The following is a 25,576-nucleotide window of genomic DNA, read 5'->3' on the forward strand; positions in this document are numbered from 1 at the left end:
TCCTCCCCTCTTCAAGTACAAGCGACATCTATGACTTATTCTATGAAAAGAAAATGTCAATAAGACTAGCGGAATATTTATCTTAAATCCCCCGTGGCATTCGCTTCTTAGATAAAGTAGCACCTTAGCATACTAAATCGTTCAATAAGATAAGCAGGAAGTTATGAATTTTGCGCAATATTAGTTACCTATATTAATTATTGAGTAATGGTACGGATTATCATCAGCTCTTTTCTAACAAAAAATGTTCTGCAGAAGTCTTTAACATTGTAAGCGATGATTGACCTCCTTTGTCTTTCATATAGGATTGAACTAAATAGTATCCTAATTGATAGCCAATTAATGGTGGAAGTCCTTTTTCTCCACCATAAAGAAAAGGATAGTGATAAGCTCGTCCTTTTAGATGAATATTGTTTCGAAACACTTTTTCCCACCATGTTAACAATTCGTTCTCATTGTATAACGATGTCCACGGAGCAAGGCAAGCACTTCCCAATCTCGTTTGAACTTCCCACTCTGCTAATCCCTCCATAATCATCGATTCTAACAGTGAAATCGTCCCCTCATTTACCTCTTGATAATATAGTCTGGCGACATGATGATACTCATGTAGTAGAACAGCTTTTTGTTCCACCACAGGTAACGTATCTTTCCAGAATAAGAGAATGTGCGAAGGAAATGAACAACCATTTTTCCCGCCAAGTTCCTTCATGATTCGTTGATGGGCTTGGTTTAAAGGGAACAAAAATACGTCCGCATCAGGCCCTGAAAAGTCTTTTTTTAAAGCTAGCAAAAAAGTCGTTAATTCCTCTTTATTCAACGACTTCCTCCACTTTATCCAATCCCTTTTTGTTTTTCTAGAAAGGGGAAGCATTCCCTGATCTTCTAAAAAATAAAACCAATCTCGAACCGATTTTGCTTTATCGTGGTTGAATAGGGAAGCAAACGCTTTATCTACTGGGACATGTTGATAAAAGTGACGAATGACCCACGAGGATGAATCGAAGATCTTCACTGTATCCCCCCTCAATTTATTAAGTAATATAGCTCACTTTTTTTCGATTATGGTATGATATGCTAAAGGAAAGATATTGCTAATATTGGAAAGGTGGCCTAGCCTATGTCAAATCGCCTTTTTAATTACAAAAATTACACCCCTTTTTTCAAACAACTATCAAAGGAAAATCAGAATTTGCTCATTTCTCTAGGCGAAGAAATTATTGTCCCTTCAGGCAAGACGTTGTTTTACGAAGGTGAAGCGGTGAAAGAGATTTATATAGTTAAACATGGTCAAGTACAGTTAAGTAAAAAGACGATGGAAAACAAGAAATTCGTTCTGCATATTAAAAGAGAAAATGATATCGTCGGGGAGTTTAGTTTGTTTAACGATATGCGCGCGAGCATGACTGGAGAAGTTCTTAGTGATTCAACGCTGATTCGATTGAACCTTGATGTGTTAGAGGGCGTGTTCATTCAAAACGGGGAGATCGCTACAGCGTTCATTAAGCTTTTCGCACGAAATACACAATCTACGCAAGCGAAATTTTCTGATCTACTGCTGTATGGGAAAACGGGAGCCTTCTATTCGGTTCTCATTCGGTTTGTTCACTCTTATGGCGTGGAACATCCTAATGGAATCAAAATTGATAAAAAACTAACCAATCAGGATCTTGCCTATTTTATTGGATCAAGCAGAGAAACGGTGAATAGGATGTTTAATGAGTTAAAAAAAGAAGGCGTTGCGGAGCTTGAACAAGGTTATATTATCATCAAAAAATTAGAGGAGCTTAAAAAGCATCTCCATTGTGATAAATGCCCACTGGAAATATGTACAATTTCATAAATACCTAAAGAACCGCGAGTGCGGTTCTTTTTTTGCCTGCCGAAGCACGCCCCCCTCTTAAACAAGCTGATGTTTATTAGCATAAATAGCGGCCTGAGTTCGGTCTTCAAGCTCTAATTTAGCCAAAATATGACTCACATGAGTTTTCACTGTCTTAATCCCAATATAAAGCTCTTCAGAAATATCTTTATTCGTTTTCCCTTGGCCGATCAAACAAAGAACTTCTCTTTCTCGCTTCGTTAACTCATCATGCTTTGGTTTCTCGCGCATATGACGGAACATTTTTTGCGTTACTTGGCCTTGGAATGTTGGCTCTTCATTCATTGCTTTTCGAATAGCATCAGCAATCTCATCCGCTGTAGACGTTTTTAATAAATAGCTAAATGCTCCTGCATCCATGACTGGGAACAGCATTTCGTCATCTAAATAACTTGTTAACACAATGATTTTCGCCTTTGTTTTAGCCAGCACTTTCGTTGCTTCGATGCCGTTCATCTTCTCCATTAACAAGTCCATTAATATCACATCGGGTGAGGTCTCTTTTGCCTTAGTGATCGCCTCTTCACCGTTGCATGCCTCTCCGACGACTGCCATATCCTCTTCCACACCTAAATACGTAACAAGTCCCATGCGCACCATGTCGTGATCATCTACAACCAATACTTTGATTTTATTGTCCATTTATCAGTTCTCCCCCTCAGCATCTTTATGTGTTAAAGGTATCCGGAATTCCAACTTCGTTCCTCTTTGTGGAAAAGACACGATCGTCAAATGGCCCCCTAACTCGGTCATTCGTTCTTTCATTGACGCTAGCCCGTAATTCCCCGTTTTGTTCTTGGCTGTAGCTTCGGAATCGAAACCACTCCCATCATCCTCTAACACCAACAACAGCCTCTCTTTTCGAACAAGTGCAGCTAAGTAGATGTTATTAGGATTAGCGTGTCTTAATGCATTCGACAGCCCTTCTTGAAGAACTCGGAATAACTGCTCGTCTACACCTTTCTCAATCATAGGCACTTTTTCTAAGTTGCAATGAAATGTCAAATTCGGATGCTTCCTTTTGAGTTCTTCCATTAAGCTCCCCATTGCTTGTTTAAAGGACTTCCCTTCTAAAGTAACCGGTCGCAAATGCATTATTAGTGCTCTTAATTCTTGTTGCGCGTGGTGAACCATCTGCTCAATTTGCTTGAACAATGCTTCAGCTTTTTCAGGATCTTTTCTTAAAACTTTTGGGATCGCACCTAACGACATGGACACCGAAAATAATTCTTGACTCACAGCGTCGTGAAGATCCCTAGCAAGTTGTCTCCTTGCTTCTAAGCTAGCCCCTTTTTCAGCTTCATCAATTAATTTCGCATTCTCATTAAGAACTCTACGCATCGACACGATTTGTTGTTCTAAATCATCCGTTAGCTCGTTCACTTCATCGGCTAGTTTTTTCAATTCATCTTGTCGCTCTACTGAGATTTTCTTCTTTAAAGACCCTCTTTGAAATTGCTTCAGCTGATGAATAATATGGGCGATCGTTTTTTTTAGGGACAACCCATACGAATATGAGTACACCAGTCCCGAAATTAAAAAGATAAACATAAATACCAAGGTAAGAGAACCGAAAATAACAGGGTCCATCCAAGCTGAAATCACTCTGTAAAAGCCAATTCCTTCTTGATTTTCAGGTATGGAAACTGTACTTTGGATAATGAGCATAAGCAAAATGGAGAATAAACCTGCCGTTAACACTATTTTGAATTGCAGACGCAATAAATCCCAAAGAATTCCGTGAAGACTTGACTCCCTTTGCAACGAAACTCTTTGTTTAGAAGGCTGAGAGCTTTCTTGATTAGTCAACAGTCAATACCTCCACATCCCCTACGCTTACAGCTACATGAAGAATCAATTTTCTATCAGCATCGTGAAAGCCTGGACTTGTATACGTGGCGTTCCTTCCTGTACCTGCATGGGAGTCATCGAATAACGTAACTTCTCCTATATTGACATTCGCTTTAGCATGAACGGCCATTTCTTTTGGCACATAGATTTCAACAGAACCAACCCAACTGGAGACATCGATTCTGTTTTCCCCTTCTTTTAAAATCGCTTTTGTCAGGTCTAATTCGATACTCCCAATTCCCATACTCACGTTCATGCCATCCGGTTCCCAAGGTTGTCTCCCTAATGAAATGTCTCCCATAAACGTTCGATGATTTGTGTTCGAGTCTTCAAATCCCGTATGGTTCATGTTTTTATGTTTTGTTCGATGCTTTTTACGCTGGGCACTTTTTTTCATCTTATCTACTTGATCTGGACCAAAATCGATTACAACAGAAGGTTCTCGATCAAATAAAATTTTAAAACCGATGTAAATGATAATTAACGGCCACGTCCAATTCCACAAGTCTGACAGACTGAACTGAAACCACCCCGCATTATTACCAAGTAACACACCGCCTAATGCCGTAACTATAGCGCCCCAAACGATCTTCCCAATATGCAATCGGTCTCTCCGTAAACCGTGAAAAAAATAAATAATCCCTTCAAACAAAATCTTTAGGCCTACTAAAACGATGATAGCCGGCCAAAAAGTTGAGAATAAACTTGTCACCTCTGTATCAATTAATCCTGTATTAACTAGTAAAAAAACAAGACCGACACTTAAGATAAGAATACCGAAAAATTTCTTCATACTAGGTTCACCTCAATTTGGTAGAGAAAAGATCGTCTCTACTCCTTCTCTTTTTTATTGTATCCTTTTATTTTCCATCCGCCAATGAGATTTTAACGTACCTCCCATTTTTTTAGATCTACTCATAGTTTAATAGTAAGCCAAGCTGCATCAAACAATCTGCAGACTGCTTTTATCTCCGCCTTAGGTCTGAGTTTTATTGTTTTGATTAGTGGTTCATGACGCGTCATGCTAGACAGGTGCTAATCCGGTAGCACCTATGCAGCATGACCTCGTGGATCAGGACGATAACCTGAGAAATTAGGAGCATTTAAGAGGTATAAAACGCTCCCCAACATAGGAAAAGGCTGTCACCAAAAGTTGTACTTTTGGGACAGCCTCTTCCATACAGATCATTATTTTAATGTTTTTTCCATTTTTGTTGTTAAGTTATTCTGCAAACCGCTTGAAGATTAATGACACATTGTGTCCTCCAAAACCTAGTGAATTACTCATGACGACAGGAACATCTTGCTTTCTAGCTTCATTAGGAACATAGTCTAAATCACATTCAGGATCCTCGTTTACATAGTTCATCGTCGCAGGAATAATCCCCTCTTGGATCGCTTTGACGGAGAATATCGCTTCAATCGCGCCGGCGGCTCCAAGTAAATGGCCGGTCATTGATTTGGTTGAACTAATTGCTAATTTAGCAGCATGATCACCAAAGACTGTCTTGGCTGCTATCGTTTCATATTTATCATTGTAGCCTGTACTCGTTCCGTGAGCATTTAAATACGTGACATCACTTGGCGTTAACTGGGCATTCTCCAGTGCTTCTTGCATCGCACGGACAGCGCCTTCGCCTTCTGGAGCTGGTGCGGTCACATGATACGCATCACCTGTTGCTCCATAGCCTACAATCTCTGCGTGAATGTGAGCTCCACGTTTTTTAGCTGATTCAAGCGATTCGAGGATGAGGATTCCGGCTCCTTCACCCATGACAAATCCGTCACGGTCTTTATCGAATGGACGACTAGCCGTTTTCGGATCTGAATTTGTGGAAAGAGCTTTCGCCGAGCAGAAGCCTGCAAAAGACATTTCGGTAATCGGTGCCTCTGCGCCCCCGGTGATCATCACGTCTGCATCTCCACGTTCAATTACTTTGTACGCATCACCAATGGAATTTGCTCCTGACGCACATGCTGTTACGGAACATGAGTTTACTCCTTTAGCTCCTAAATGAATGGAAACTTGACCTGAAGCCATATCAGGAATGAGCATTGGAACGAAGAATGGTGACACCCGTCGATAACCTCTTTTTTCGTATAATCGGAATTGTTTCTCGTACGTTTCCATTCCGCCAATTCCTGATCCAATCCAGACACCTACGCGATTGGCATTCGTTTCATCAATCGTTAAGTTCGCGTTTTTCACAGCCATCATCGCACTAGCCACGGCAAACTGTGTGAACCTGTCCATTTTTCTGGCATCTTTGCCTTCCATAAATGCGGCGGGATCAAATTCTTTCGCTTCTGCCGCAACCGTAGCTGGGAAAGTGCCCTCTTCAAATTTTGATAGATGATCAATGCCTGATTCGCCATTAATCAGCTTTTCCCAAGTTGTTTCTACATTATTTCCTAAAGGCGTTACAGCTCCTACACCCGTAACGACCACTCGATTCTTTTTCATCCGTTCTGCTCCTTTCGAATTTACCTTGTCTAGTTATTTTCCCCATTTGAGTGCGACGGCACCCCATACTAACCCTGCTCCAAATCCTACTAGAACGAGAAGGTCTCCATCTTTAATTTTATCATTTTCAAGCTCGTAAACTAATGATAATGGGATTGATGCGGAAGAAGTATTCCCGTATCGGTCTACAGTCATGGACATTTTTTCTACCGGTAAATCCAGTCGCTGACGAGCCGCTTCCATAATCCGGATATTTGCTTGGTGAGGAATCAGAAAATCCACATCTTCTTTCGTCAATCCTGCTTTATGAACCACATTCATAGCTGATTCTCCCATTTGCCTAACAGCGAATTTGAAGACTTCCCTACCGTTCATTAGCAGATGGTCTTCCATTCGGATATGATTGCCTCCTGTTCCGTCTGATCCAAGCTCAAATGAAAGGATTCCACGATCGTCTGAGACGGGTCCTAATAACGCAGCGCCTGAGCCATCTCCAAATAAAACGGCTGTATTTCGATCGTCCCAATCAACAATTTTAGATAACTTTTCAGTACCTACGACTAATACGTGTTTGTATTCTTCTGATTCAATAAATTGTTTACCCGTTACTAGTCCATACATAAAGCCAGCACAGGCAGCACTTACATCCATAGCTGAAGCTTTCGTAGCTCCCAATTGCTTTTGCAACATGGAAGAAACGGAAGGAAATGTTTGATCTGGTGTCACCGTAGCGACGATAATCATATCTATTTCTTCTGGGTGAATTCCTGCTTTTTCGATAGCTTCTAAAGAAGCATAATAGCTCATGTGCGAAGTATCTATATCGTCAGAAGCAATTCTTCTCTCTACTATTCCAGTTCTGGTGCGAATCCATTCGTCGTTCGTATCAACCTTTTTCTCTAAATCTTTATTTGTGACGACATGCTCTGGAACGTATTTACCCATTCCCCATATTCCTGCTCGCATCTCGTTTCCTCCTTAAAATAACTTTTTATACTTATGATTATGACCTAGTCCTAAAAAAAATGCAATCCTGGATATTTCGGGTTTGAAAATAGATGTCTTATGTAATTGCTGTTCTTAAACATTCTTGTTAATCCTGTTTTTTTCGGTCGTTCTCAATCTAAGCATTTCGAGACTTACTTCTCTTCATTTTGGCTGGACACCTTCTCAATTTAGCTGAACACCACTTCGTTTGGCTACACAACTCCCCTATTTGGCAGAACAACTCCCGGTTTTGGCTAAACACCTACAGTTCAGCTGAACAAATTCTCGCACAAAAAACTGTGCATCACTCAGTGCACAGTTTTTGAGCGATCAATATACTTTTTTAAGCTTCTACTAATTAGCGTAACTCCTTACTCATTCAATGTGTCAGAATCGATCGCTTTCATTAGTTCTTCAAACATTTCATCCACTCGTTTTACTAACGCGGCTTCCTTATCTGTTTTCGGTTCATGTTTCTTTAATTCTTCATATGTTCCTAGATAAGCATCAATGTCTCTCGTAGCGATTTGAGCGATCGAAACATAACATAAAAGAGTCACATTTGGCTTCTCTTCTTGATGAAATAATGGTACAAGAGGTTCTAGTAATTCTTTCGCTTCTTGGTAGTTTTTCTTGTGAACGGCTTCATACCCTTTTACAATTCGATCAGCCATTTTCTTGATAGCTATTGATTGCTCTTCTGCCATACATCAAACTCCTAACATCATTTCTGTTTCGTTTTTCTAAAAATCTTGTCGGGGTCAAGCCTATTAAATAGACAAATACGGGCTATTGAAATGATCCCACTTTTCTCGTTGGCCGTTTATCCATTTTAACAGTAAATACATCTGACCTAAATGATAACTTTCATGATGAATGAGATGGTAAAGAATCCATTCCGCAGAGTACTTCCCATCTGATTCTTGACCCAAAATATGATAACCTGATTTTCGGAACTCATGATCAGACACTTCCAAGTAAAATTCTCTCGTCAACATCCGAGCTTCACCTAACCTAGATAGAAACCAACTCTTTTCCAATTCAGGGGGAGCTGTAATCACCTGTTTTTCCTGTAAATAAAAACGTTCTCGTTCTTCATCATTGATTCCAGTGTCTCGCAAAACCATGTTGTTCCACCATAACTCGATCTGCGCCAAGTGAAGAGCATAACCCGCAATTGTAGGGAGATCGTGAACTTTATGATGAATGTCCTGTTCATCTAATTCGTCTAGTAGACCGAGGAGACGCTCTCTCGTTTGAATTAAGCCTCCTAGTAAATGAACCGATTCTCTTGAAGAAGCAGGTGCTAAAGAATATTCTCTCATGATTGTTCCCCTCCATAGTTAATTCAAGTTATTAGGTAAGTCTCCAGTCTCGATGTACGTTGAAATATGCCCTTCTAGCCATTCTTGGGTACTTGCAGAAACTCCTTGACCATATTTACCCATGGTGATCACGTCATCTTGAAAATCAAAATAAATATTACCACTTTCAAGTTCACCCTTTTGGTAACGAGTAGCAGCGTATTCATATAATTTCTCAACTTCTTGAACCGTACTGGTCAATACTGTAGATTCCCCTAAATCCAATTGATCTCCTACATAACCAATAGCATGGAGTCCTTCTTTTTTCACTTCTTCGATGATGGTCAAATGATACCCATCGCCAGCAGGATAGAAGATATCTACATTGTTTCGATTCATATCTCGAAATATTTTCAGTGCTTCCTCTTCATCTACCCAACTTTCAACGAAATCAACCTTGACAGTGACTGAAGGTAAATGAAATTTAGCCCCATCTTCAAATCCTTGAACCTCTGGTTGAAAGGGAAAGGCTGCGATTACACCTACTGAATGGGAATCAGATACCTCACTTGCAAGCATTCCTGCAAAAAAGCCCATGGCGTAGCCATCAAAGTGAAGGCTCGTTACATTATCACCCTCCACCTCTCCATTAAAGCTAATAAAATGAATGTCTGGATACTCGTCTTTTATATCCATAAAGATGTCCGCATACAAATGACTATGGCCAAAAATTAACCCTACTTCTTCCTCACTGAACTCATCAATGGCTTCTCGCACTAGCTGTTGAGATCGAATATCTTCTTTAATCAGAACATCCACATCTAATGACGATTGTAGCTTTAACATTCCTTGGTAACCTTTTGCGTTCCAACCTTGATCATCGATTGGATGAGGAAGAAGAAAGCCGACTTTTTCCAAAGGCTTCTCTTGAGCTTGAACACAGCCGACCAAAAAAACCATTAGAGAAAATACGAATACCATGATCTTTCTATCCATTCTTCATGACACACTCCCTGTGAATCATTCCTAAAATGAAATGATGTGGTTAATTGTTTGAACCACGCTTCCAAATGGAACGTAGAAAGCAGGTCACCGTTAATCATTCTGTTCTTAATAAATAATAGTTCGACATCCGCTAGGAATTTCCTCTTTTCTTTACATATTGACCACGGAAACCCTGAATCGTTCCCTTTCGGCTAAAGCTCCGCTCTTATTATGAAAATTGAATCGGTGATGATTTATTTATCGTTCTTCCATTTAAAAAATAACCATTCACTGACTCCCCCTGCAAATAACGACGTAATCACAATGACTTCCATTGGCCACTCAGTCGTGTGGGATAAGAACATAAATAATGATAATGAAATGATTGCAAAGATCACTACTCCATATACAAGCCGCATACTATACCCCTCTCCATTCCTTCTATAAGAGTCGCAAAAAATCGTTATAAAAACAAGAAAAAAAATCGAAGGAAGCGCCTCCGATTCTTCATGGCTTACGTTTATATGTCCATACACGATCTTTATTGGTCGTGTCAGGAAAGGTTGCTCCTGCTTCTAAATGAACTTGCTGCGGGTTTTGTACCATACTTCCTGTTTCACCGATTTCTACATACATGCCATTATTGGGAGCTTTCTCCCCTGATTTGAACTGCCTGCTTTGCCCCATACCCTCACCTCAATTTTCATATTTAGGTATAAGGTGAGCTAGATTAACTGATTTTATCCATAATAGTAACCAACAATGATCGCTACAAAAAATACACTACTGTTGATTATTTCGATCACACCAATTTGCATTGGTCTCTGGAAATATTTTTTTGGCAGAACGAGTGTTTTAAGCAAAGAAACAAGAAATGCCACCGCTGCACCATAAAAGGAGGCTACCGTCATAACAATCACCATCACTACATGATAAGTGGTGGAAACTTTACGAAACACAACGTTCCCTTTTTCTCTTAGTAACGATTTAACGTGGAAAACACTCCCTGTAAAAAACGCAATGGTTACTATAACATAATGGAAGGCTTCAACCGTAATGACTCCGTGACCTAATCGGTAGGAAAAGAGTAATAACCCCGATAAGGCCGTGATCGCCACGACATCATTGATAAATAATCGTTCTTTTTTCAGTTTTGCAAAGATTAAATTCACACAGAAAAAAGGTAAAATGAAAAGGCCAATAACTAGTAGCTGAGGGTCGATCCAGATGTATGGTAATGCAAAAAGGCTTCCACAGATCATATATATAATAAATGATGGCCATACATCTTTGTGTTTAGGCTGTCTTAAATAAGTTAGTAGAGGGGCTTGAGCGAAATAAATACTTAATAAACCAAGAAAAAAAATCCCGTGATGAAGATTGATGCCCGTTATACTTGCTCCGATCCAATAAGGGACGATGAACATCGCCCATGCCCCATGTTCTCTAGGAATGTACCATTTCATAGAAATCTCCTCTTTCGTCAATATGGCTTAACTTCATTTTACTAACCCTCACGCTTTTTGTATGTGATACGCATCACAAAGTATACTGTGATTTTTCCCACAGCGAATGAGATCCTAATTTGATATCCTATGAGTAGATAAAATTAAGAAATGAGGAGGCACCTGCATGTTGAACGTCCAGTTAACCTATGAAAGGGATGGAGGGCTTTATCCTGTCTTAACCAAATTCGGTTTTGACTTTCATACAGATCATTATCAGAAAAAGTTAAATTCTGACTCCTTTTTAGTCAAAGCTGTGAATAGATCAGAATCAAACGTTCTTGAACTCTATTGCAAAGATGAAGTGTCATTTGACGGCTGCAAAGAATTCCATCACTTAATTGTCCATTTAGCCAAAGCGTTGGAGGCCTCCATCAATGACGAGGAAGCCATGCTTGGATATGATTCTTTAGGAAACCCTGCTCATTTAGTAACCAATTTCCAGTCGTGGAGCCACTTTCTCGATCAAGCCAAACACCGATCGATGGAAGGTTATACGGTTGAAGTGTACGATGGGAAACGACTGCTAGGAAGAGGGATCATGGTTCAAGCCGATTTAGCCACAGGTGACGAGCAACCTGTGACGAAAACTCCTTATTGCACAATCATATCCGCTGAAGGAGAAGAAACGTTTCTGGGTGATCACTTGAAAATCATTCCAGTTGTAGAATAAAAAAACGGACTTGAGTCAGGAGCTCAAGTCCCTTATAGATCTTTCCTTTGTATGTATTCACAAGTAAAAGGATCATGAATAAGGAAGCTTATTCATGACCCTCTATTCAAATCGTACATATTTCAACTGGGCAATCTCCGCAGTGCAAATAATTTTTCAAGTGCTGAATATCATGGATGGTGATATAGCCATTTTTCATCGATAAGACATTCGATTTCTTCAATTCATTCAACAGGCGGTTGACACTCTCTCTTGTCGTGCCAATGTAATTCGCTATGTCCTGATTGGTTAAATGAACATTTATGAAGATCCCTTCCTCTTTGTGAATGCCATAAGAATTACTAAAACGGATCAATGTTGAATAGAGGGCGCCTGTTTTCCCGCAGAGAATCAAGTCACGAAACTTTGCCTGTGTTGATTGGGTGTGTCTCGCAAACCACTTCATAAAAGCCACGGCAATTTCACCGTTTTGGCGGAATAATGATTCTAGAGTGTGGCGATCAAACCGAACTAACGTCGCATTCTCTGTCACTTCTGCTGTCACACTAATTGCCATTTCATTAAACAGCCCAACTTCTCCTACAAGTTCATCACGCTGTTTAAGGTGGACAGAGAATTCTTTTCCCTCCGATGTCATTTTGCTCAACCTTACTTTTCCTGAGCGAACAAGATAAACGTGTTCTGGAAAATCTCCTTCATAAAATAGAAAAGACCCGCTTTTCACATGAATTTCTAACCCATTCTTTAAAAGAAGTTCTCGATTTTCGTCTGATATTTCATTGAAAAACCGCTTCATTTTTAATTCTTGTTTTTCCATGTTCATCCACCACCATCCTAGAGATTACGCATGCCCAACGCGTCCATTTCCGATCCGCGCTCTCTCATTTAATATTAACACTATACCCAAAGTAAAAAACTGACAAACGGTGAATGTTTTATGACTTTTCTAGCTAAGAGACGTAAGATGATTGCTGTCCTTTCGTATCTTGCTCTAGATCGACCGATGATAATTCATAGTCCTCGCTGTGGGCACCTTTAGGTTCATCTAAGAACTTCCAGCAAAAAAGGAAACTAACAAAGGCACCTGCGGCTAAAATAAAGAAAAACACTTGTGGCGTAACCATCGTATAAATTGTTAAATAAACAACCGCTCCTACATTCCCATAAGCACCTGCCATCCCTGAAATTTGACCGGTAATCCGTTTTTTTATGAGAGGAATAACAGCGAATGTAGCGCCTTCTGCTCCTTGAATAAAGAAAGACGTAAGGACAGTAACAAAAATAGCAAGGGCAATCGGCCAGCCGTTTGAAATAAAACCCATACTCAATAAACCAACGCTAATTCCTGACATGTAGATCAGCATGACCTTTTTCCGACTGGACATTTTGTCTGACATCCATCCGCCTAATGGACGAGCGATAAGATTCACAAAGGCAAATGAAGCAGCAATTAGTCCGGCTGACGTAGCAGACAAAGAAAATGTCATTTGAAAGAAAAACGGTAACATCGACACAATCGCAAGTTCTGCACCAAAATTAGCAAAGTACGTTGTATTTAAAGCAGCAACATGTTTGAACTCATAGCGATCATCTTTTGGAACTCCTTTTTTCAGAATGGGCAAATTCACCCTTAGGATTTGGAAAACTTGATAAATGTATAATCCTATCAATATAACGATAATCGTATGAAGTGCCGTCACAGAAAGGAAATCCAGTTTTGTTAAACGCCATGACAACAAACCGAGTGCCGCTAATAATGGGGCGGTCCAGATGATCAACCAAACCATATCCTTATAGCTACTCACTTCCATCGCTGCCACTTTTCTTGGTTTTTGATACGTTCTTCCTTCTGGGGTATCTTTCACTGAAAACCAATAAATCACTCCGTAAATGATGCAAATGACTCCGCTAAAAGCAATCGCATAACGCCATCCTTCGTCTCCACCAAAGAAAACAATCGCAAGCCAAGGCAAAAACATCGAGGCAAAAGCAGAGCCGAAATTGCCCCACCCCGCATAAAACCCTTCGGCAAAACCGACACTTTTAGGCGGAAACCATTCAGAGACCATGCGAATGCCGACCACGAAGCTTGCGCCGATACTACTTAGCAAAAGACGGGAAATAAACAGTTGCATCCACGTTGTCCCGAAAGCAAACATAAAAGTAGGGATCGCCATCACAATTAACAGAATGGAGAATACTTTTCTTGGCCCATACTTATCTAACAACATTCCGATCACAATTCTTGCCGGAATCGTTAAGGCCACATTTAAAATCGCCAGGGCGGCAATGTGATCCATCGTAAGCCACCCTACTGATTCAACCATGGTTCCAGCTAATGGCGCCATGTTAAACCAGGCAAAGAAAGAAACAAAAAAGGCCATCCAAGTCATGTGTAACGTCTTTGTCCGCTCATTCTTAAACTGAAACAGCTCTTTTACTGACATGTTGTTCACTCCTCGTCCAGATAGAAAAGAGGAATGATGGGCCTCTTCTCTTTGCGCTAGTTTAGGTTTAGCATTTCACTTCTGCTTTTTTTCGAGCGTAATAGAACCAGTGGATCGCCAAGCTGATCACGTAATAAACGATGAAAATGATCAATGCTAGATTAGCCATACCCGTCTGGTTCATCGACCAGCCAAATAAACTTGGAATTAAAAAGGCACCGTAAGCAGCGATGGCCGATGTAAAACCTAACACGGCTGCGGCTTCTTTCTGTTCAAAAATAAACGGAATCATTCTGAACGTAGATCCATTAGCAATCCCTGTGGCAATAAAGACAATAATAAACATCGTCAAAAATCCAGCAAAATTTCCCGCGTTATAAAAGTACATGACACCTAAAGTTCCGGCGATGAGTAAAATAATATCCCAAAAAGTAACGAATGCCCCGCCTAATTTATCGGACAGCCAACCACCCAAGGGCCTGATCAGTGCTCCTAATAAAGGGCCAATAAAGGCAATTTGGAAGACGTTCACTTCAGGAAACTCGGTTCGTGTTAATAATGGAAAGGCCGCGGCATAACCAATAAACGAGCCGAAACACATTGTATATAACCAAGTCATAATCCACGTATGTTTGTTTTTGAAAATCACAGCCTGCTCTTTAAATGACGCTCTTACACCTGGTAGATTATCCATGCCCCAGAAGGCAGCAATCACAGTTAAAACAATCGGAATGACCCAAATAAAGGCGGCATTTTGCATGTAAACTTCTGAGCCGTCTCCTAACAATTGAGGTGCACCTGCAAATGTTCCGAATAAAGCAACGGTAATCACGAGTGGAGACAATAACTGAACGGCACTGACACCGAGATTTCCGATCCCTGCATTCAGACCAAGAGCCGTTCCTTTCGCTTTCTTAGGGTAAAAGAAGCTAATATTTGACATACTTGATGCGAAATTCCCTCCTCCAAATCCACAGAGGGCAGCTAAGATCGCCATCGTGACAAAAGAGGTATCTGGATTCTGGACAGCAAATCCTATTCCTATAGCTGGAATTAATAATGATGCCGTGCTGAAGATCGTCCAATTCCGTCCCCCGAATATCGGGACTAAAAACGTATAAAAAATCCGTAAGGTCGCTCCCGTTAAACCTGGTAAGGCAGCTAATAAAAATAATTCACTATCTGTAAACTGGAATCCAATATCATTCAGATTTGCTGCAATGACAGACCATATTTGCCATACCGCAAAAGCTAGAAACAACGCTGAGATTGAAATCCATAAGTTTCTTTTTGCATGATGCTTTCCTTCTTGTTCCCAGAATGTTTCGTTCTCTGGGTCCCATCTTTCTATTCGAGCCATGATGATCTCCTCCATCTATGTGTAATAATTCACATATTTTCGCTTATAGCCAGGAAGTTGACAACTCCTTCCTGGGTGTTTATCTGTGGCCTTCTGTGCTGTACTCTAATTTCCGCCAGTTTATATAGACAATAAGTGCGATAAAAGCTAAGACGACTCCGATTCCTGAATACACAACGACTTGTTCAAACTCTCTTCCTAAGTAAGCTTCTACAGTCCACTGAACCATGACCACATTGCCTGCAATCGTAAGGAAGATGAGAATCCAGCACATTTTTTTATCCATGGCGGTACTTCCTTCCCGTGGCATAAATGATCCCATTCTCTACCTCTAATTCAATTAACGGCAGCTCTCGTTGTGGTGGCCCTGCTACTGGTTGGCCGTTACTCACATCAAAGTATCCTTTATGACAAGGACATAATAAGATATCACTTTCTTTCTCATAAAAAACCGGACACATGAGGTGAGTACAAGCTGAATTATAGGCAACCAATTCACCATTTACGGTATGAACCAAGATCGCCGCATCTGATTCTGTTGGATAATTGAAGGTCATCGAGTTTCCCTCTGGCAGTTCATCCATTCGAGCCACTTCCAACCGCTCTCCTTCATCTTCGGCAATCCCCATCATCGCCCGGACACTGAAAGGAACGGTAGACAAACCTAGCGCCATCGATGCCCCTACAGCCGTTTTCAAGAAGGCTCTGCGGTTATATTTCAAATCATCGGTTTGATCCACATTTTTTGTTAAGTTGACCATGTCTGATGTTGAATCTTTGATATTTCGGCCTTTTTTACATTCATTTGTCATCGTTCATTCTCCTTTCTCTGCAAAGCGCTTAATCTGAATACACTCCGAAAAACTCAGGAACGTACTCCCATTTATCATTTTCTGAAGGTTTTTTTCCTTCGATTAAATTCATTTGCGTTCTTCTTCTTCTCAACTCCATCATTTCATCGTGATCAATAAAGCGAATCGCATCAGAGGGGCAAACAGATGCGCACATTGGCGCAATTTCATGCTTTGTCCGGTCATAACACATGTCGCATTTATACATTTTGTTTTCTTCAAAATCGAACTTTGGAATACCAAATGGACAACCGAATGTACAGTTACGACAGCCGATACACTTATCTTCCATCGCTGAGAGAACGACCCCTTCTTCTGTAATTTGGATCGCATTCGCCGGGCAAACTTTCGCACAAGCGGGATCTTTACACTGCATGCATAACATTGGATACGTTTGACGATTCTCAAAGAAGTCTACATACTCCACGTAATTACGTTCTTTCGCATCATGTCCGCCGCATTCCCTACATGCCGCCTGACAAGCTCGACAGCCAATGCAGCGTTCGAATTCTAAATACATCACTTTTCTCATTTTATAACCTCCTGCTGATTGGATTATCGTTACAGAACTTTCTTGATTTTAACTGCCGCTACTTTGAATTCAGGCATTCTAGACGTTGGATCAAGGGCCGGACTCGTTAGCTTATTTACCGATAATTCTTTCCCCCAGTGGTACGGGATAAATAAGTGATCTTCTCTAATCGCTTTCGTAATTCTTACTTTGACTTCCATTTCTCCTCTTTTCGTTTCCAAGTGAATAAAGTCTCCATCTTGCAATGCATACCTAGAAGCTAATTCAGGATGCATTTCTGCATAAGGCTCTGGACACTGTTCCATTAAAAACGGCGTTCTCCGTGTTTGTGTTCCAGATAGATAATGAAACACCACTCGACCGGTTGTCAGCGTGTGAGGAAACTCTTTTGAAGGAACTTCCCCTGGTTCCTGCCAAGCTACTGCTGCAAGATTCGCTTTTCCGTCAGGTGTTCCAAAGGAGTCTCTAAACATTGTCGGTGTTCCTGGGTGATCTTCACTTGGACAAGGCCAGAAAACACCGTCCTCTTTCTCAATCCGATCATACGTAATTCCGTAATAATCAGCTTTTCCGCCTTTGGAAGCTAAGCGGAATTCCTCATAAATTTCCGGTACATTTTTATAAGGGAAGAACTCCCCTTTTCCCATCCGTTCAGCAATAAGCTGCATAATTTCCCAATCCGTCTTCGCTTCTCCAATAGGCTCCTTCACCTTACGAATCCGGATCACACGCCCTTCAAGGTTGGTCGTCGTCCCTTCATCTTCTGCCCACGTTGTCGTAGGTAGAACCACGTCCGCAAACTCTGCGGTTTCAGATAAGAAGAAATCTGACACAACCATGAAGTCTAATTTTTTGAAGCTATCCCAAATGTAGTTATTGTTTGGGGCTGATACTGCTGGGTTACTACAAATCACATGCATGGAGCGAATGTTTCCTCGTTGTATTTCATCGAACATTTCGTAGGCAGACACCCCTGCTTTAGGCATGTCTTCAGGTTTGATGCCCCATACGCTAGAAACATATTTTACATGCTCCGGATTATCTATTTTTCGATAGCCAGGAAGAGCGTCCGCTTTTTGACCGTGTTCTCTGCCTCCTTGACCATTTCCTTGTCCAGTAAAGGTTGCCACCCCTGAAGCAAATTTTCCAATTTGGCCTCTCAGTAACGCCATCGAGGTGTATAAGCTGACGTTGTCTACCCCTTTCATTTGCTGCTCAACCCCACGGGCGAACATGACGACGGATCGAGGTGAACGTCCAAAGATGTGAGCGGCTTTGACGATTTTATCAACGGAAACTCCAGTAATTTGGGCCGTTCGTTCTGGTGTAAATTCTTTGACGGAACGTTGTAATTCTTCATAGTTATTGCAACGCTCATTTACGTATTTCTCATCTACATAGCCTTCAGAAACGAGAATGTGCATGATGCCATTGGCTAAAGCTGAATCTGTTCCTGATTTCAAGTCCAGGTGAACATCTGCAATTCTTGCAGTAGGTGTTTCACGAGGATCGGCGACAATCATCTTAGCCCCTTTGTCTCTCGCTCTCCATAGCCATTGAATCGTTGTCGGATGACATTCCGCCGTGTTCGATCCAGCCATAAAGAAACAATCCGTATGTTCAAGTTCTGGCCAAGGCAATGTGGATCCTCTATCAATCCCTAACGTTTTCATGAACCCGCCAGCAGCTGATGACATGCAAAATCGTCCATTGTAATCAACAAACCTCGTTCCTAACGCTACTCTGGCGTATTTACCAACTAAATAACATTTCTCATTGGTCATGGACACTCCGCCGAAAACAGATAAAGCATTCTGTCCATGCTCCGCTTGAAGTTTTTTATAATTTTTTTCGATCAGGTCAAGCGCTTCTTCCCACGTACTTTCCACGAACTGGCCATTTTTCTTGATCAAAGGTTTCTTGATTCTTTCCTCATGATCGACCGTTTGATAGGCGGTAACCCCTTTAGGACACATCTTCCCCATCGTCACCGGCCAATCATAGCGTGGTTCGACACCTACAACTTTGCCTGACTTTTCATTGACTCTTATATGCATTCCGCACTGCATTCCGCAATAACAACAATGGGTGGTAATGAGTTTCTCGCCTCTATGTTGTAAATTTTTCGTTCCTGGTTTCACTACAAACTGTGTCATTTATAATTCCTCCTTACTTGAATGGGCTGGCTGATAAAATTCTTCCGCGCGTTTTCTTCCAAATCCCGGCATATGAATCCCGTTATTCGTTTCAACTGGTTTTGGTTGTTTAGATCCTTTAGGAATATTCAATTGATTCATCACTCGTAATTTTCTTCGACAGGCTGGACAATAATCAGCTAGCCAATCACCTTCGTTATTTTTTAAATCAAATGCCTGGGCATCCAAGATTGTTTTTACATCTGCAATTTGTTCGTCATTGGAATAAAGCTCGTTACATCCCGCACAATTTCTTGTATCCACTTGTAGCACTTCTTGATAGTTCATCGGTACGGCCATGGCCATCGGTCTCATCGGTAAATGAAACAGCTTTCCGAATGGGAAGTACACTAGAAAAATGACAACGGTAATTTGATGAATCAAGGCTAATTGCGGATGCATCCAACCTCCTAACAACTTATAGGAAACGGTTAAAAATAGTCCTGTCAGTGTAACTGCAAGCAATATATACAATGGAAATAAATCGAATTCTGCCCGCTGTGTCACTTTAAGATCGTGATTATGAATTCTTCTCCAAATCGCCATTGCTAGACCAATAAACAACATCGATGCCGTGATGTTCAACCCTTCAAAAAACATCTGAGCCACCCAGCCATCGGCAGCCATATTCATCAGCGGAACATTGAATACAACCATTTGGTATGTTGTGGCATCGATCAGTTTAAAGTGCATCCATCCGAACGTCAGTCCAAATGTGATAGCTAGAGACCCGATACATCCCCAAGCAATCAACCAGTGTTGTATCCCCCGATAAATGCCTCTTTTAAAAATAAATTTTTGTAATATGATGTTATCAATCAATGTTTTAGTGATTGCCTTCCAATTGCGTTTTTGACTTTTTCTAGATCGCATATTTTCAAAGGATCGTTTGATCACTTCATGGGTAGCAGGTCTCATCATCCAAGAGGTGAGCCTCACAGTAATCCCGATAAAAAAGATAAAGGACGAAACCATGTAACCAAATAACATCCAATCCATATGGGAAAACTGGCCTGTTCCTAGCCACATAAGAAAAAATAAGACCATCACGACAATAAATGAATACATACTTGCTTTTGAATAAAAAGATTTCTCTAATTGACCCATCGTAATTCCCTCCTGTTATCAGCGTAAAGCTCTTCTTTAAACGGCCTTGGTGCTCCGTTAAAAACTCATTCATAACTTATTTGTTATCTTCATTGTAAAATTTCGTTATTTGACCCACTGTGCGTTCTGTCACAGCAAAAGTGTGATTTTCGTCACACCTCGGCGGTAAATATGTCTTTTTTATAAACTTATTTGTATAAAAACGCTCAACTGCGCCTGTTAAGACCGTATGTATGTTTGAAACCGTTCACACAAATGTCACGTGAACACAAAAAAAACACCCTGTGAAATTCCACAGGGCGCCGATCGGTTAAGAATCATCATGATTATAAGAGATTTCTTCTTTCTCTTCGTCGTATGTGACGACAAAACCTTGTCCGTCAAAATACCACTCATCTTTCTTTTCAACATAAAACAAAATGCCTTCTTTTTCTGTCGAAGTTGCTTCTTCATCTGGGGCTTTCACCGTTACTCCTAATGAAAATCCCGTCTGAAAATCTCCACAACCTCCGTATCGGACAAAAAACTGTACATGGTCTCCTGAATCTACTTCTAGTTCTTTTTTAAACCACTTCAAAGCTTCATTTGTTACTGTTATTTTCATTCGTTTCCCTCCAAGATGACCGTATTCTTTATTGTTTTTCCCTAAAAGATGATTTAAAAAACACAAAGAAAAAACGACTGCGAAAAGCAGCCGTTCCTCTTGTTCATATGATTGGGGGTCATAATGAACCAATTCTCTTGATGTCTGTTTCATGTTTTCATTTGGTCTCCTAGCTGGCTCTTGGGGAAAACCACGCTAGGTTGTTATATAAAGGAAGTAAAGCTATGCATCGCGTTGAGATCTCACTTAAAAGATCTCAACCAATGACAATTACAGTATAATTCAGTAGGATGTATGTTTCTGTGAACTTGATCACATCCTTCCCCTTTTACAGCTAATAAATGTGACTATTTCATGACGATCTCGATTAGCCTCCACTCACAGGAGGGATAAAGGCGACTAAATCCCCTTCGTGAGCTAACACTGTATTCTCAGCATATTCCTCATTCACGGCAGCCATTGCCGAACGAATCTTATGAAGATCTGGGTACTGTTTTTCCAGTTTTTCACGAATCTCACCTACTGAAATTTCTTCATCTGAAAGTTCTATTTCCCGCTTTCCCACTACTTCTTCTAATTCTGCAAACAACAAAATTCGGATCACTTTTGAACCTCCTCCGGGTTTGGTTTTCCATCTGGATAGGCTGTTTTTTCTAATTGGTCACCAATCCATTTTTCCCCGTCTTCCCAATGTTCTTTCTTCCATATTGGCACAATTTCTTTGATCCTCTCAATGGCGTAGCGACTCCCATCGAAAGAGTCAGCCCGGTGTGGCGTCGATACGGCAATCACAACTGCAATATCCGAAATGGCAAGTTCGCCAATTCGATGAGTAATCGCTACTTTGGCATCAGGGTATTTTGCTTGTATTTCATCACCTATTTGCGACAGTTTCTTTTCTGCCATAGGTACATAAGCATCATACTTTAAATACAACGTTTTCTTTCCCTTTGTCAATTCTCTAACGGTTCCAATAAATGTATTAATTGCCCCGGCATTCCGGTCTTCCACTTTGCTAATCACTTCTTCAATCTTTATCGGCTCTTGCACTATTTCAAAGTTCTTCTCAGTCATTCATATTCCCCCCCCTTGATCACTTGTTCTTTAAACCATTGTACATATTCTTCAAGGTTTTCCACATGGAACAATGGCAAAGTTCTGCTTCTTTTTAAACGTATCATACAATCCTTATCCCAACAAATGACAGCTGTGATATTTTTCGCTTTATGGAGAAGTTCCAAGTCTTTTTCTGAACGAAGAATGACAGTTTTCATATAAGCCTCTTTCTTGTACCCTTCTATAAGAAGAAGATCTAACGGTAACGCCTGATACATGCGCACATAGTCCTCTAATAAAAACTGCCCCTCATGATGAACTATCCAGTTGAATTCATTCTCATTGGCTACGAGTGTTCCAACCGCTCCAGCATTTCGATGCTTTACAGAATCTTTTTCTTCTGATTCTTTTACGAGAGGATCCTCGTGTCCATGATGTTTGATAGTCGCCACTTTTAAATCTTCTAGAGATAAGGCTCTTATGATTGTTGATATGATCGTTGTCTTACCGGAATTCGTGTATCCTACGATTTGATGGATCTTCATAGTGATCCTTCACGAACTTTCATAAAATCTTTAATGGGTTCTTTGCTCCCTTCTGAAGAGAGCAGCAAGATATCTACTTCATCCCCCGAACGATAGCCCCTTGTCCCACCTGGAACGGCCACAAGAGCATCCGTATAAGCTAGCGATGTGACAACTTGAGATTTATCCATACCAACAGGAGAGGCTACGATTCTCCCGTTGTCATATTCTACTTTACTCCGAATAAATCTTGTAAACGGATTGGGTTTAGGAAAGTCCGCAGTTAAACTTCCTTTCACTATTTGTAAATAAGGTTTTGGCGATTGAAGATACGTTTTCATCCACGGTCTAACGTAAAGCTCAAACCCTACAAAACAAGCAGACGGATTTCCAGAAAGTCCGAATAGCAATTGCCCGTCTTTTTCAGCTACTGTAGTTACACTCCCTGGCCTCATAGCGATTTTATTAAACAAGACATTTGCCCCTAGCTTCGTATAAATTTCCGGAAGAAAGTCAAAGTCTCCTACTGAAACTCCACCTGTGGTGATCAAAGCATCGACACTTGTTAATGATTCTGATACTGCCTCATAACAAAGATCGAAGTCATCGGCTAGTTTCCCGAAATACTTTGGCTCTCCGCCTGATTGACGAATTTGAGAGATAATCATGTACGCATTGCTATTGCGAATTTTCCCTGGTTGCAGCTCTTCATCTACGTCTAACAGCTCCGTTCCAGTAGCATAAATGCCGATGACCGGTTTTTTTGAAACAGGGACTTCGCTGTAGCCAAAGGTAGCTAGTACTGCAATCACACCAGCAGTTATTTTCGTTCCAGCTTCTACAACTACTTCCCCTTTCTTTGTTTCCTCTCCTTTTTTTGATACGTAATCACCGGACTCAAATGAACGCTTTATTTCGATATACGTTTGGTCACCTTCGTTTCGTTCCGTGGCCAGTTCGAACATGACGATCGCATCACAACTAGAAGGCATAATTGTCCCCGTCATCACTCGAACCGCTTGCCCCGCTTCTAAGGATGTACTCGAGACATGTCCTGCTCCGACTGTTTCAACTACTTGTAACTTCACTGGATTGTCACTCGTTGCCTTCTCCGTATCCTTGCTTCTGACAGCGAACCCATCAAGAGGAGACCTATCGAAGGGTGGTATAGGATGATCAGCTACTATGTCTTCCGCTAAGTACCTTCCTTCTGCTTCTGCCAAATCTATATACTCTTTCTCACCTGTTTTTGTATAATTCATGACACGGGCGACCGCTTCACTTACTTTAATCGCTTCACGTTTTTCATACATCGTGTCATCACATCCTTTCCCATTGATCTTCTTCTAGTTTAACAATTCTTTGATTAAATTGTATGGAACAATTTCGAAACTTTTATGTATTTCAATTAGATCGATGAAAATTATTCTAATTTCAGCATAGGATCTTGAAATTTGTGCATAGACTCTCTATTTTTCAGCATAGTCCCTTAGTTTTTGTGCATAGAAACGATTTTAAGTCTCAGCGACAAAAAAACTGCCGAAGTCATCCGACAGTTTTTTTCATCTATATTATTGACCAGTGACTTCTCGAATATCATTCACTGTCGTCTCTAAGTCAAAGCTGTTTTCACCACTATACATTCTTACTACGACCCCTTCAGGATTCACGAGATAAAATCTGGTAGGGTGCATGATATCGTCTTGTTCTGGTACCTCTTGGATTGGGGCTTTCAATGACTCTAAGGCAAATTCTCGAACATCCTCGAATTCATATCCTGTTAAGAAATCCCAATTTTCAAAGCTGGCTCCGTAAGATTCTCCATAATCTTCTAGTCTTTCAGGAGTATCAAACTCCGGATCAACCGTTACGGAGATGATTCGTAGATCTACTCCTTCTTCTTCCAAACCTTTTTGTAATTCAACCATATTTGGTGTCATCGTCATACAGACAGTCGGACAACGAGTGAAGATCGTCTTCGTAATCCACCACTCCCCAGCTAAACTTTCCACTGATACTTCTTCACCAAATTGATTCTCCCCTTGAAAATCAATGACCTCCCATGGTTCTTCAGCTTGAGATACGTCAATGACTGCATCGCCTTGAGCAGATTCAGAAGCATCATCATATAAGAAACTACATCCGCTGAAAGCTATCATTACCACAAACAACATCCCAGCCCGAATCAACATTGCTTTCATACAATCCCTCTCTCTTTGTTATCCGTTCGTCTGATACATTTCATATTCTTGAAATTTTATTTTCGGTGTTTCATCTTTGTCCCGTTTCATCCATATTCTGAACGTGTATCCAATCGCCACGCCATAAGCAAGCTCTTGAATGACCTTCATCATCGCTCCACCAAACTGTTGATCATGGTGCGGACTTAACAGTGTTAATGATTGCTGCCCTGAGAAAACTTCATAAGGGATCTCTGCTCCTGGAGGTAAACAGTAAGCCATGGCAATCGCCCATGTAGAAGGGTCGGTATACGTGGCGTATAAAGGACCGGAAGCAAAAATAATCAATACACAAGCAGGCGTAAACAATACACCACTCATAAACATATAGCCAATTCGTTTTAATTCGGATAAATCAAATTTCGTCTTGATTCTTGGAATAATGTGCCACCACATCAATACAGCTGCTAACAGCATGGCAATTTGATAGTAGTTGTGCATCCCTTCATTCGTCATTAAATAATCAAACGTAACGGGTAAATGATAAAATGAAAAAATCCCATTAAATAAGATCAATCCTATTAATGGAAAGCCAATCACAGTAAAAAGCCCTCGAATCACTTTAAACTGAGTAAAGAACTTGAAAAACCATGATGGAATACCAATCAAAAGAAGAGGCGGTGCAACCAGGTAAACAATCGCCATAGATAACATATGCATACTTAACATAATATGACCTAAAACGTATAAAGGCCCACCAAACCCGAGATAAATAGCTAATAAGCCGAGATGGAAATAAAAGATTCTTCGCGAGGAAACAGGCTTAGAATCCTTGAAAAGATGGCGAAACTTCGTGATAATTAAAAAATATACGACACTGACCAACGCAAGAACAACGATTAATTCCGGTGTCCAAATCGTTCGGGCAGTAAATGTTGAGAAGAATTGTTCCATTTTACTATCCCCTATCCTATAGAGATTCTATTTCAAATTGTTTTAAGACATAACAAACGTATTTTAACATAGATCAACCGTGTTATAGTATATTTATAACATGAATTCATGGTAAA

The 25,576-nt window shown here is 40.6% G+C and carries 29 protein-coding genes; 2 read left to right on the forward strand and 27 right to left on the reverse strand.

Annotated features, from left to right (window positions below; translation table 11 throughout):
* Window positions 1–223: 223 nt before the first annotated feature.
* Window positions 224–1,015: a DUF2268 domain-containing putative Zn-dependent protease gene (locus tag CR194_RS10170; RefSeq protein ID WP_110609551.1), complete on the reverse strand. Its 792-nt coding sequence runs from the start codon at window positions 1,013–1,015 to the stop codon at window positions 224–226.
* 105 nt (window positions 1,016–1,120) lie between these two features.
* Between CR194_RS10170 and CR194_RS10175 the strand changes: the two genes are divergently transcribed.
* Entirely contained in the window at window positions 1,121–1,843 is a 723-nt protein-coding gene (locus CR194_RS10175; RefSeq protein WP_110609552.1) for a Crp/Fnr family transcriptional regulator, read from the forward strand.
* A 57-nt stretch (window positions 1,844–1,900) separates the two neighbouring features.
* Here the strand turns inward: CR194_RS10175 and CR194_RS10180 are convergent, their stop codons facing one another.
* From CR194_RS10180 to CR194_RS10225, 11 genes are all read right to left on the reverse strand, one after another.
* The gene (locus CR194_RS10180) at window positions 1,901–2,524 is read right to left on the reverse strand and encodes a response regulator transcription factor (RefSeq protein ID WP_110609553.1); all 624 of its coding nucleotides are present in this window, start codon (window positions 2,522–2,524) and stop codon (window positions 1,901–1,903) included.
* Window positions 2,525–2,527: 3 nt separating this feature from the next.
* Entirely contained in the window at window positions 2,528–3,691 is a 1,164-nt protein-coding gene (locus CR194_RS10185) for a sensor histidine kinase (RefSeq protein WP_110609554.1), read from the reverse strand.
* The gene (gene liaF / locus CR194_RS10190; RefSeq protein WP_110609555.1) at window positions 3,684–4,526 is read right to left on the reverse strand and encodes a cell wall-active antibiotics response protein LiaF; all 843 of its coding nucleotides are present in this window, start codon (window positions 4,524–4,526) and stop codon (window positions 3,684–3,686) included. Before liaF ends, CR194_RS10185 begins: the two co-directional genes overlap by 8 nt.
* A 429-nt stretch (window positions 4,527–4,955) precedes the next feature.
* The gene (gene fabF / locus CR194_RS10195; RefSeq protein ID WP_110609556.1) at window positions 4,956–6,197 is read right to left on the reverse strand and encodes a beta-ketoacyl-ACP synthase II; all 1,242 of its coding nucleotides are present in this window, start codon (window positions 6,195–6,197) and stop codon (window positions 4,956–4,958) included.
* Between the two features lie 33 nt (window positions 6,198–6,230).
* On the reverse strand, window positions 6,231–7,163 hold the full coding sequence (locus CR194_RS10200) for a beta-ketoacyl-ACP synthase III (RefSeq protein ID WP_110609557.1): 933 nt from the start codon (window positions 7,161–7,163) through the stop codon (window positions 6,231–6,233).
* Between the two features lie 392 nt (window positions 7,164–7,555).
* Window positions 7,556–7,891, reverse strand: coding sequence for a hypothetical protein (locus CR194_RS10205; protein WP_110609558.1), 336 nt, complete (start codon window positions 7,889–7,891; stop codon window positions 7,556–7,558).
* Window positions 7,892–7,954: 63 nt separating this feature from the next.
* Window positions 7,955–8,509, reverse strand: coding sequence for a DinB family protein (locus tag CR194_RS10210; protein WP_110609559.1), 555 nt, complete (start codon window positions 8,507–8,509; stop codon window positions 7,955–7,957).
* A gap of 18 nt (window positions 8,510–8,527) precedes the next feature.
* Window positions 8,528–9,448 carry a BMP family ABC transporter substrate-binding protein gene (locus CR194_RS10215; RefSeq protein ID WP_233254311.1) on the reverse strand — a complete coding sequence of 307 codons (921 nt, stop codon included), beginning with the start codon at window positions 9,446–9,448 and terminating at the stop codon, window positions 8,528–8,530.
* A gap of 278 nt (window positions 9,449–9,726) precedes the next feature.
* Window positions 9,727–9,891 (reverse strand): hypothetical protein, encoded by a 165-nt coding sequence (locus tag CR194_RS20270; protein WP_158282234.1) that lies wholly within the window; start codon window positions 9,889–9,891, stop codon window positions 9,727–9,729.
* An 88-nt stretch (window positions 9,892–9,979) separates the two neighbouring features.
* Window positions 9,980–10,159 carry a YjzC family protein gene (locus CR194_RS10220; protein WP_110609561.1) on the reverse strand — a complete coding sequence of 60 codons (180 nt, stop codon included), beginning with the start codon at window positions 10,157–10,159 and terminating at the stop codon, window positions 9,980–9,982.
* A gap of 53 nt (window positions 10,160–10,212) precedes the next feature.
* Entirely contained in the window at window positions 10,213–10,938 is a 726-nt protein-coding gene (locus tag CR194_RS10225) for a YwiC-like family protein (RefSeq protein WP_110609562.1), read from the reverse strand.
* Between the two features lie 166 nt (window positions 10,939–11,104).
* Between CR194_RS10225 and CR194_RS10230 the strand changes: the two genes are divergently transcribed.
* Window positions 11,105–11,650 carry a hypothetical protein gene (locus CR194_RS10230; RefSeq protein WP_110609563.1) on the forward strand — a complete coding sequence of 182 codons (546 nt, stop codon included), beginning with the start codon at window positions 11,105–11,107 and terminating at the stop codon, window positions 11,648–11,650.
* 106 nt (window positions 11,651–11,756) lie between these two features.
* On the opposite strand, the gene CR194_RS10235 is transcribed toward CR194_RS10230, so the two are convergent.
* From CR194_RS10235 to ctaG, 15 genes are all read right to left on the reverse strand, one after another.
* A complete protein-coding gene (locus CR194_RS10235) occupies window positions 11,757–12,473 on the reverse strand; it encodes a Crp/Fnr family transcriptional regulator (protein WP_233254312.1) in 717 nt (238 codons plus the stop codon).
* A gap of 127 nt (window positions 12,474–12,600) precedes the next feature.
* Window positions 12,601–14,097 carry an MFS transporter gene (locus CR194_RS10240; protein WP_110609564.1) on the reverse strand — a complete coding sequence of 499 codons (1,497 nt, stop codon included), beginning with the start codon at window positions 14,095–14,097 and terminating at the stop codon, window positions 12,601–12,603.
* 67 nt (window positions 14,098–14,164) lie between these two features.
* Entirely contained in the window at window positions 14,165–15,457 is a 1,293-nt protein-coding gene (locus tag CR194_RS10245; protein ID WP_110609565.1) for a NarK family nitrate/nitrite MFS transporter, read from the reverse strand.
* A gap of 79 nt (window positions 15,458–15,536) precedes the next feature.
* Window positions 15,537–15,743 carry a hypothetical protein gene (locus tag CR194_RS10250; RefSeq protein WP_110609566.1) on the reverse strand — a complete coding sequence of 69 codons (207 nt, stop codon included), beginning with the start codon at window positions 15,741–15,743 and terminating at the stop codon, window positions 15,537–15,539.
* Complete coding sequence (locus CR194_RS10255; RefSeq protein WP_110609567.1) at window positions 15,736–16,269, reverse strand: Rieske 2Fe-2S domain-containing protein; 534 nt, start codon at window positions 16,267–16,269, stop codon at window positions 15,736–15,738. Before CR194_RS10255 ends, CR194_RS10250 begins: the two co-directional genes overlap by 8 nt.
* 28 nt (window positions 16,270–16,297) lie before the next feature.
* Window positions 16,298–16,840: a 4Fe-4S dicluster domain-containing protein gene (locus CR194_RS10260; RefSeq protein WP_110609568.1), complete on the reverse strand. Its 543-nt coding sequence runs from the start codon at window positions 16,838–16,840 to the stop codon at window positions 16,298–16,300.
* A gap of 29 nt (window positions 16,841–16,869) precedes the next feature.
* Window positions 16,870–18,996: a formate dehydrogenase subunit alpha gene (gene fdhF, locus CR194_RS10265; RefSeq protein ID WP_110609569.1), complete on the reverse strand. Its 2,127-nt coding sequence runs from the start codon at window positions 18,994–18,996 to the stop codon at window positions 16,870–16,872.
* Window positions 18,997–20,142 (reverse strand): MFS transporter, encoded by a 1,146-nt coding sequence (locus CR194_RS10270; RefSeq protein ID WP_110609570.1) that lies wholly within the window; start codon window positions 20,140–20,142, stop codon window positions 18,997–18,999.
* 310 nt (window positions 20,143–20,452) lie between these two features.
* Window positions 20,453–20,899, reverse strand: a complete 447-nt coding sequence (locus CR194_RS10275) for a HesB/YadR/YfhF family protein (RefSeq protein ID WP_408640750.1) — start codon at window positions 20,897–20,899, stop codon at window positions 20,453–20,455.
* Window positions 20,900–21,113: 214 nt separating this feature from the next.
* Window positions 21,114–21,350 carry a molybdopterin converting factor subunit 1 gene (gene moaD, locus CR194_RS10280; RefSeq protein ID WP_110609571.1) on the reverse strand — a complete coding sequence of 79 codons (237 nt, stop codon included), beginning with the start codon at window positions 21,348–21,350 and terminating at the stop codon, window positions 21,114–21,116.
* Window positions 21,347–21,820 carry a molybdenum cofactor biosynthesis protein MoaE gene (locus CR194_RS10285; protein ID WP_110609572.1) on the reverse strand — a complete coding sequence of 158 codons (474 nt, stop codon included), beginning with the start codon at window positions 21,818–21,820 and terminating at the stop codon, window positions 21,347–21,349. The genes moaD and CR194_RS10285 overlap by 4 nt, the downstream gene beginning before the upstream one ends.
* Window positions 21,817–22,347, reverse strand: a complete 531-nt coding sequence (mobB, locus tag CR194_RS10290; RefSeq protein ID WP_110609573.1) for a molybdopterin-guanine dinucleotide biosynthesis protein B — start codon at window positions 22,345–22,347, stop codon at window positions 21,817–21,819. The genes CR194_RS10285 and mobB overlap by 4 nt, the downstream gene beginning before the upstream one ends.
* Complete coding sequence (locus CR194_RS10295) at window positions 22,344–23,639, reverse strand: molybdopterin molybdotransferase MoeA (protein ID WP_110609574.1); 1,296 nt, start codon at window positions 23,637–23,639, stop codon at window positions 22,344–22,346. Before CR194_RS10295 ends, mobB begins: the two co-directional genes overlap by 4 nt.
* Window positions 23,640–23,897: 258 nt before the next feature.
* Window positions 23,898–24,527 carry an SCO family protein gene (locus tag CR194_RS10300; protein WP_233254313.1) on the reverse strand — a complete coding sequence of 210 codons (630 nt, stop codon included), beginning with the start codon at window positions 24,525–24,527 and terminating at the stop codon, window positions 23,898–23,900.
* Window positions 24,528–24,545: 18 nt separating this feature from the next.
* Complete coding sequence (gene ctaG, locus CR194_RS10305; protein WP_110609575.1) at window positions 24,546–25,460, reverse strand: cytochrome c oxidase assembly factor CtaG; 915 nt, start codon at window positions 25,458–25,460, stop codon at window positions 24,546–24,548.
* Window positions 25,461–25,576: the final 116 nt, after the last annotated feature.

The sequence above is a fragment of the Salipaludibacillus keqinensis genome (assembly GCF_003226325.1).
GTDB lineage: Bacteria > Bacillota > Bacilli > Bacillales > Salisediminibacteriaceae > Salipaludibacillus > Salipaludibacillus keqinensis.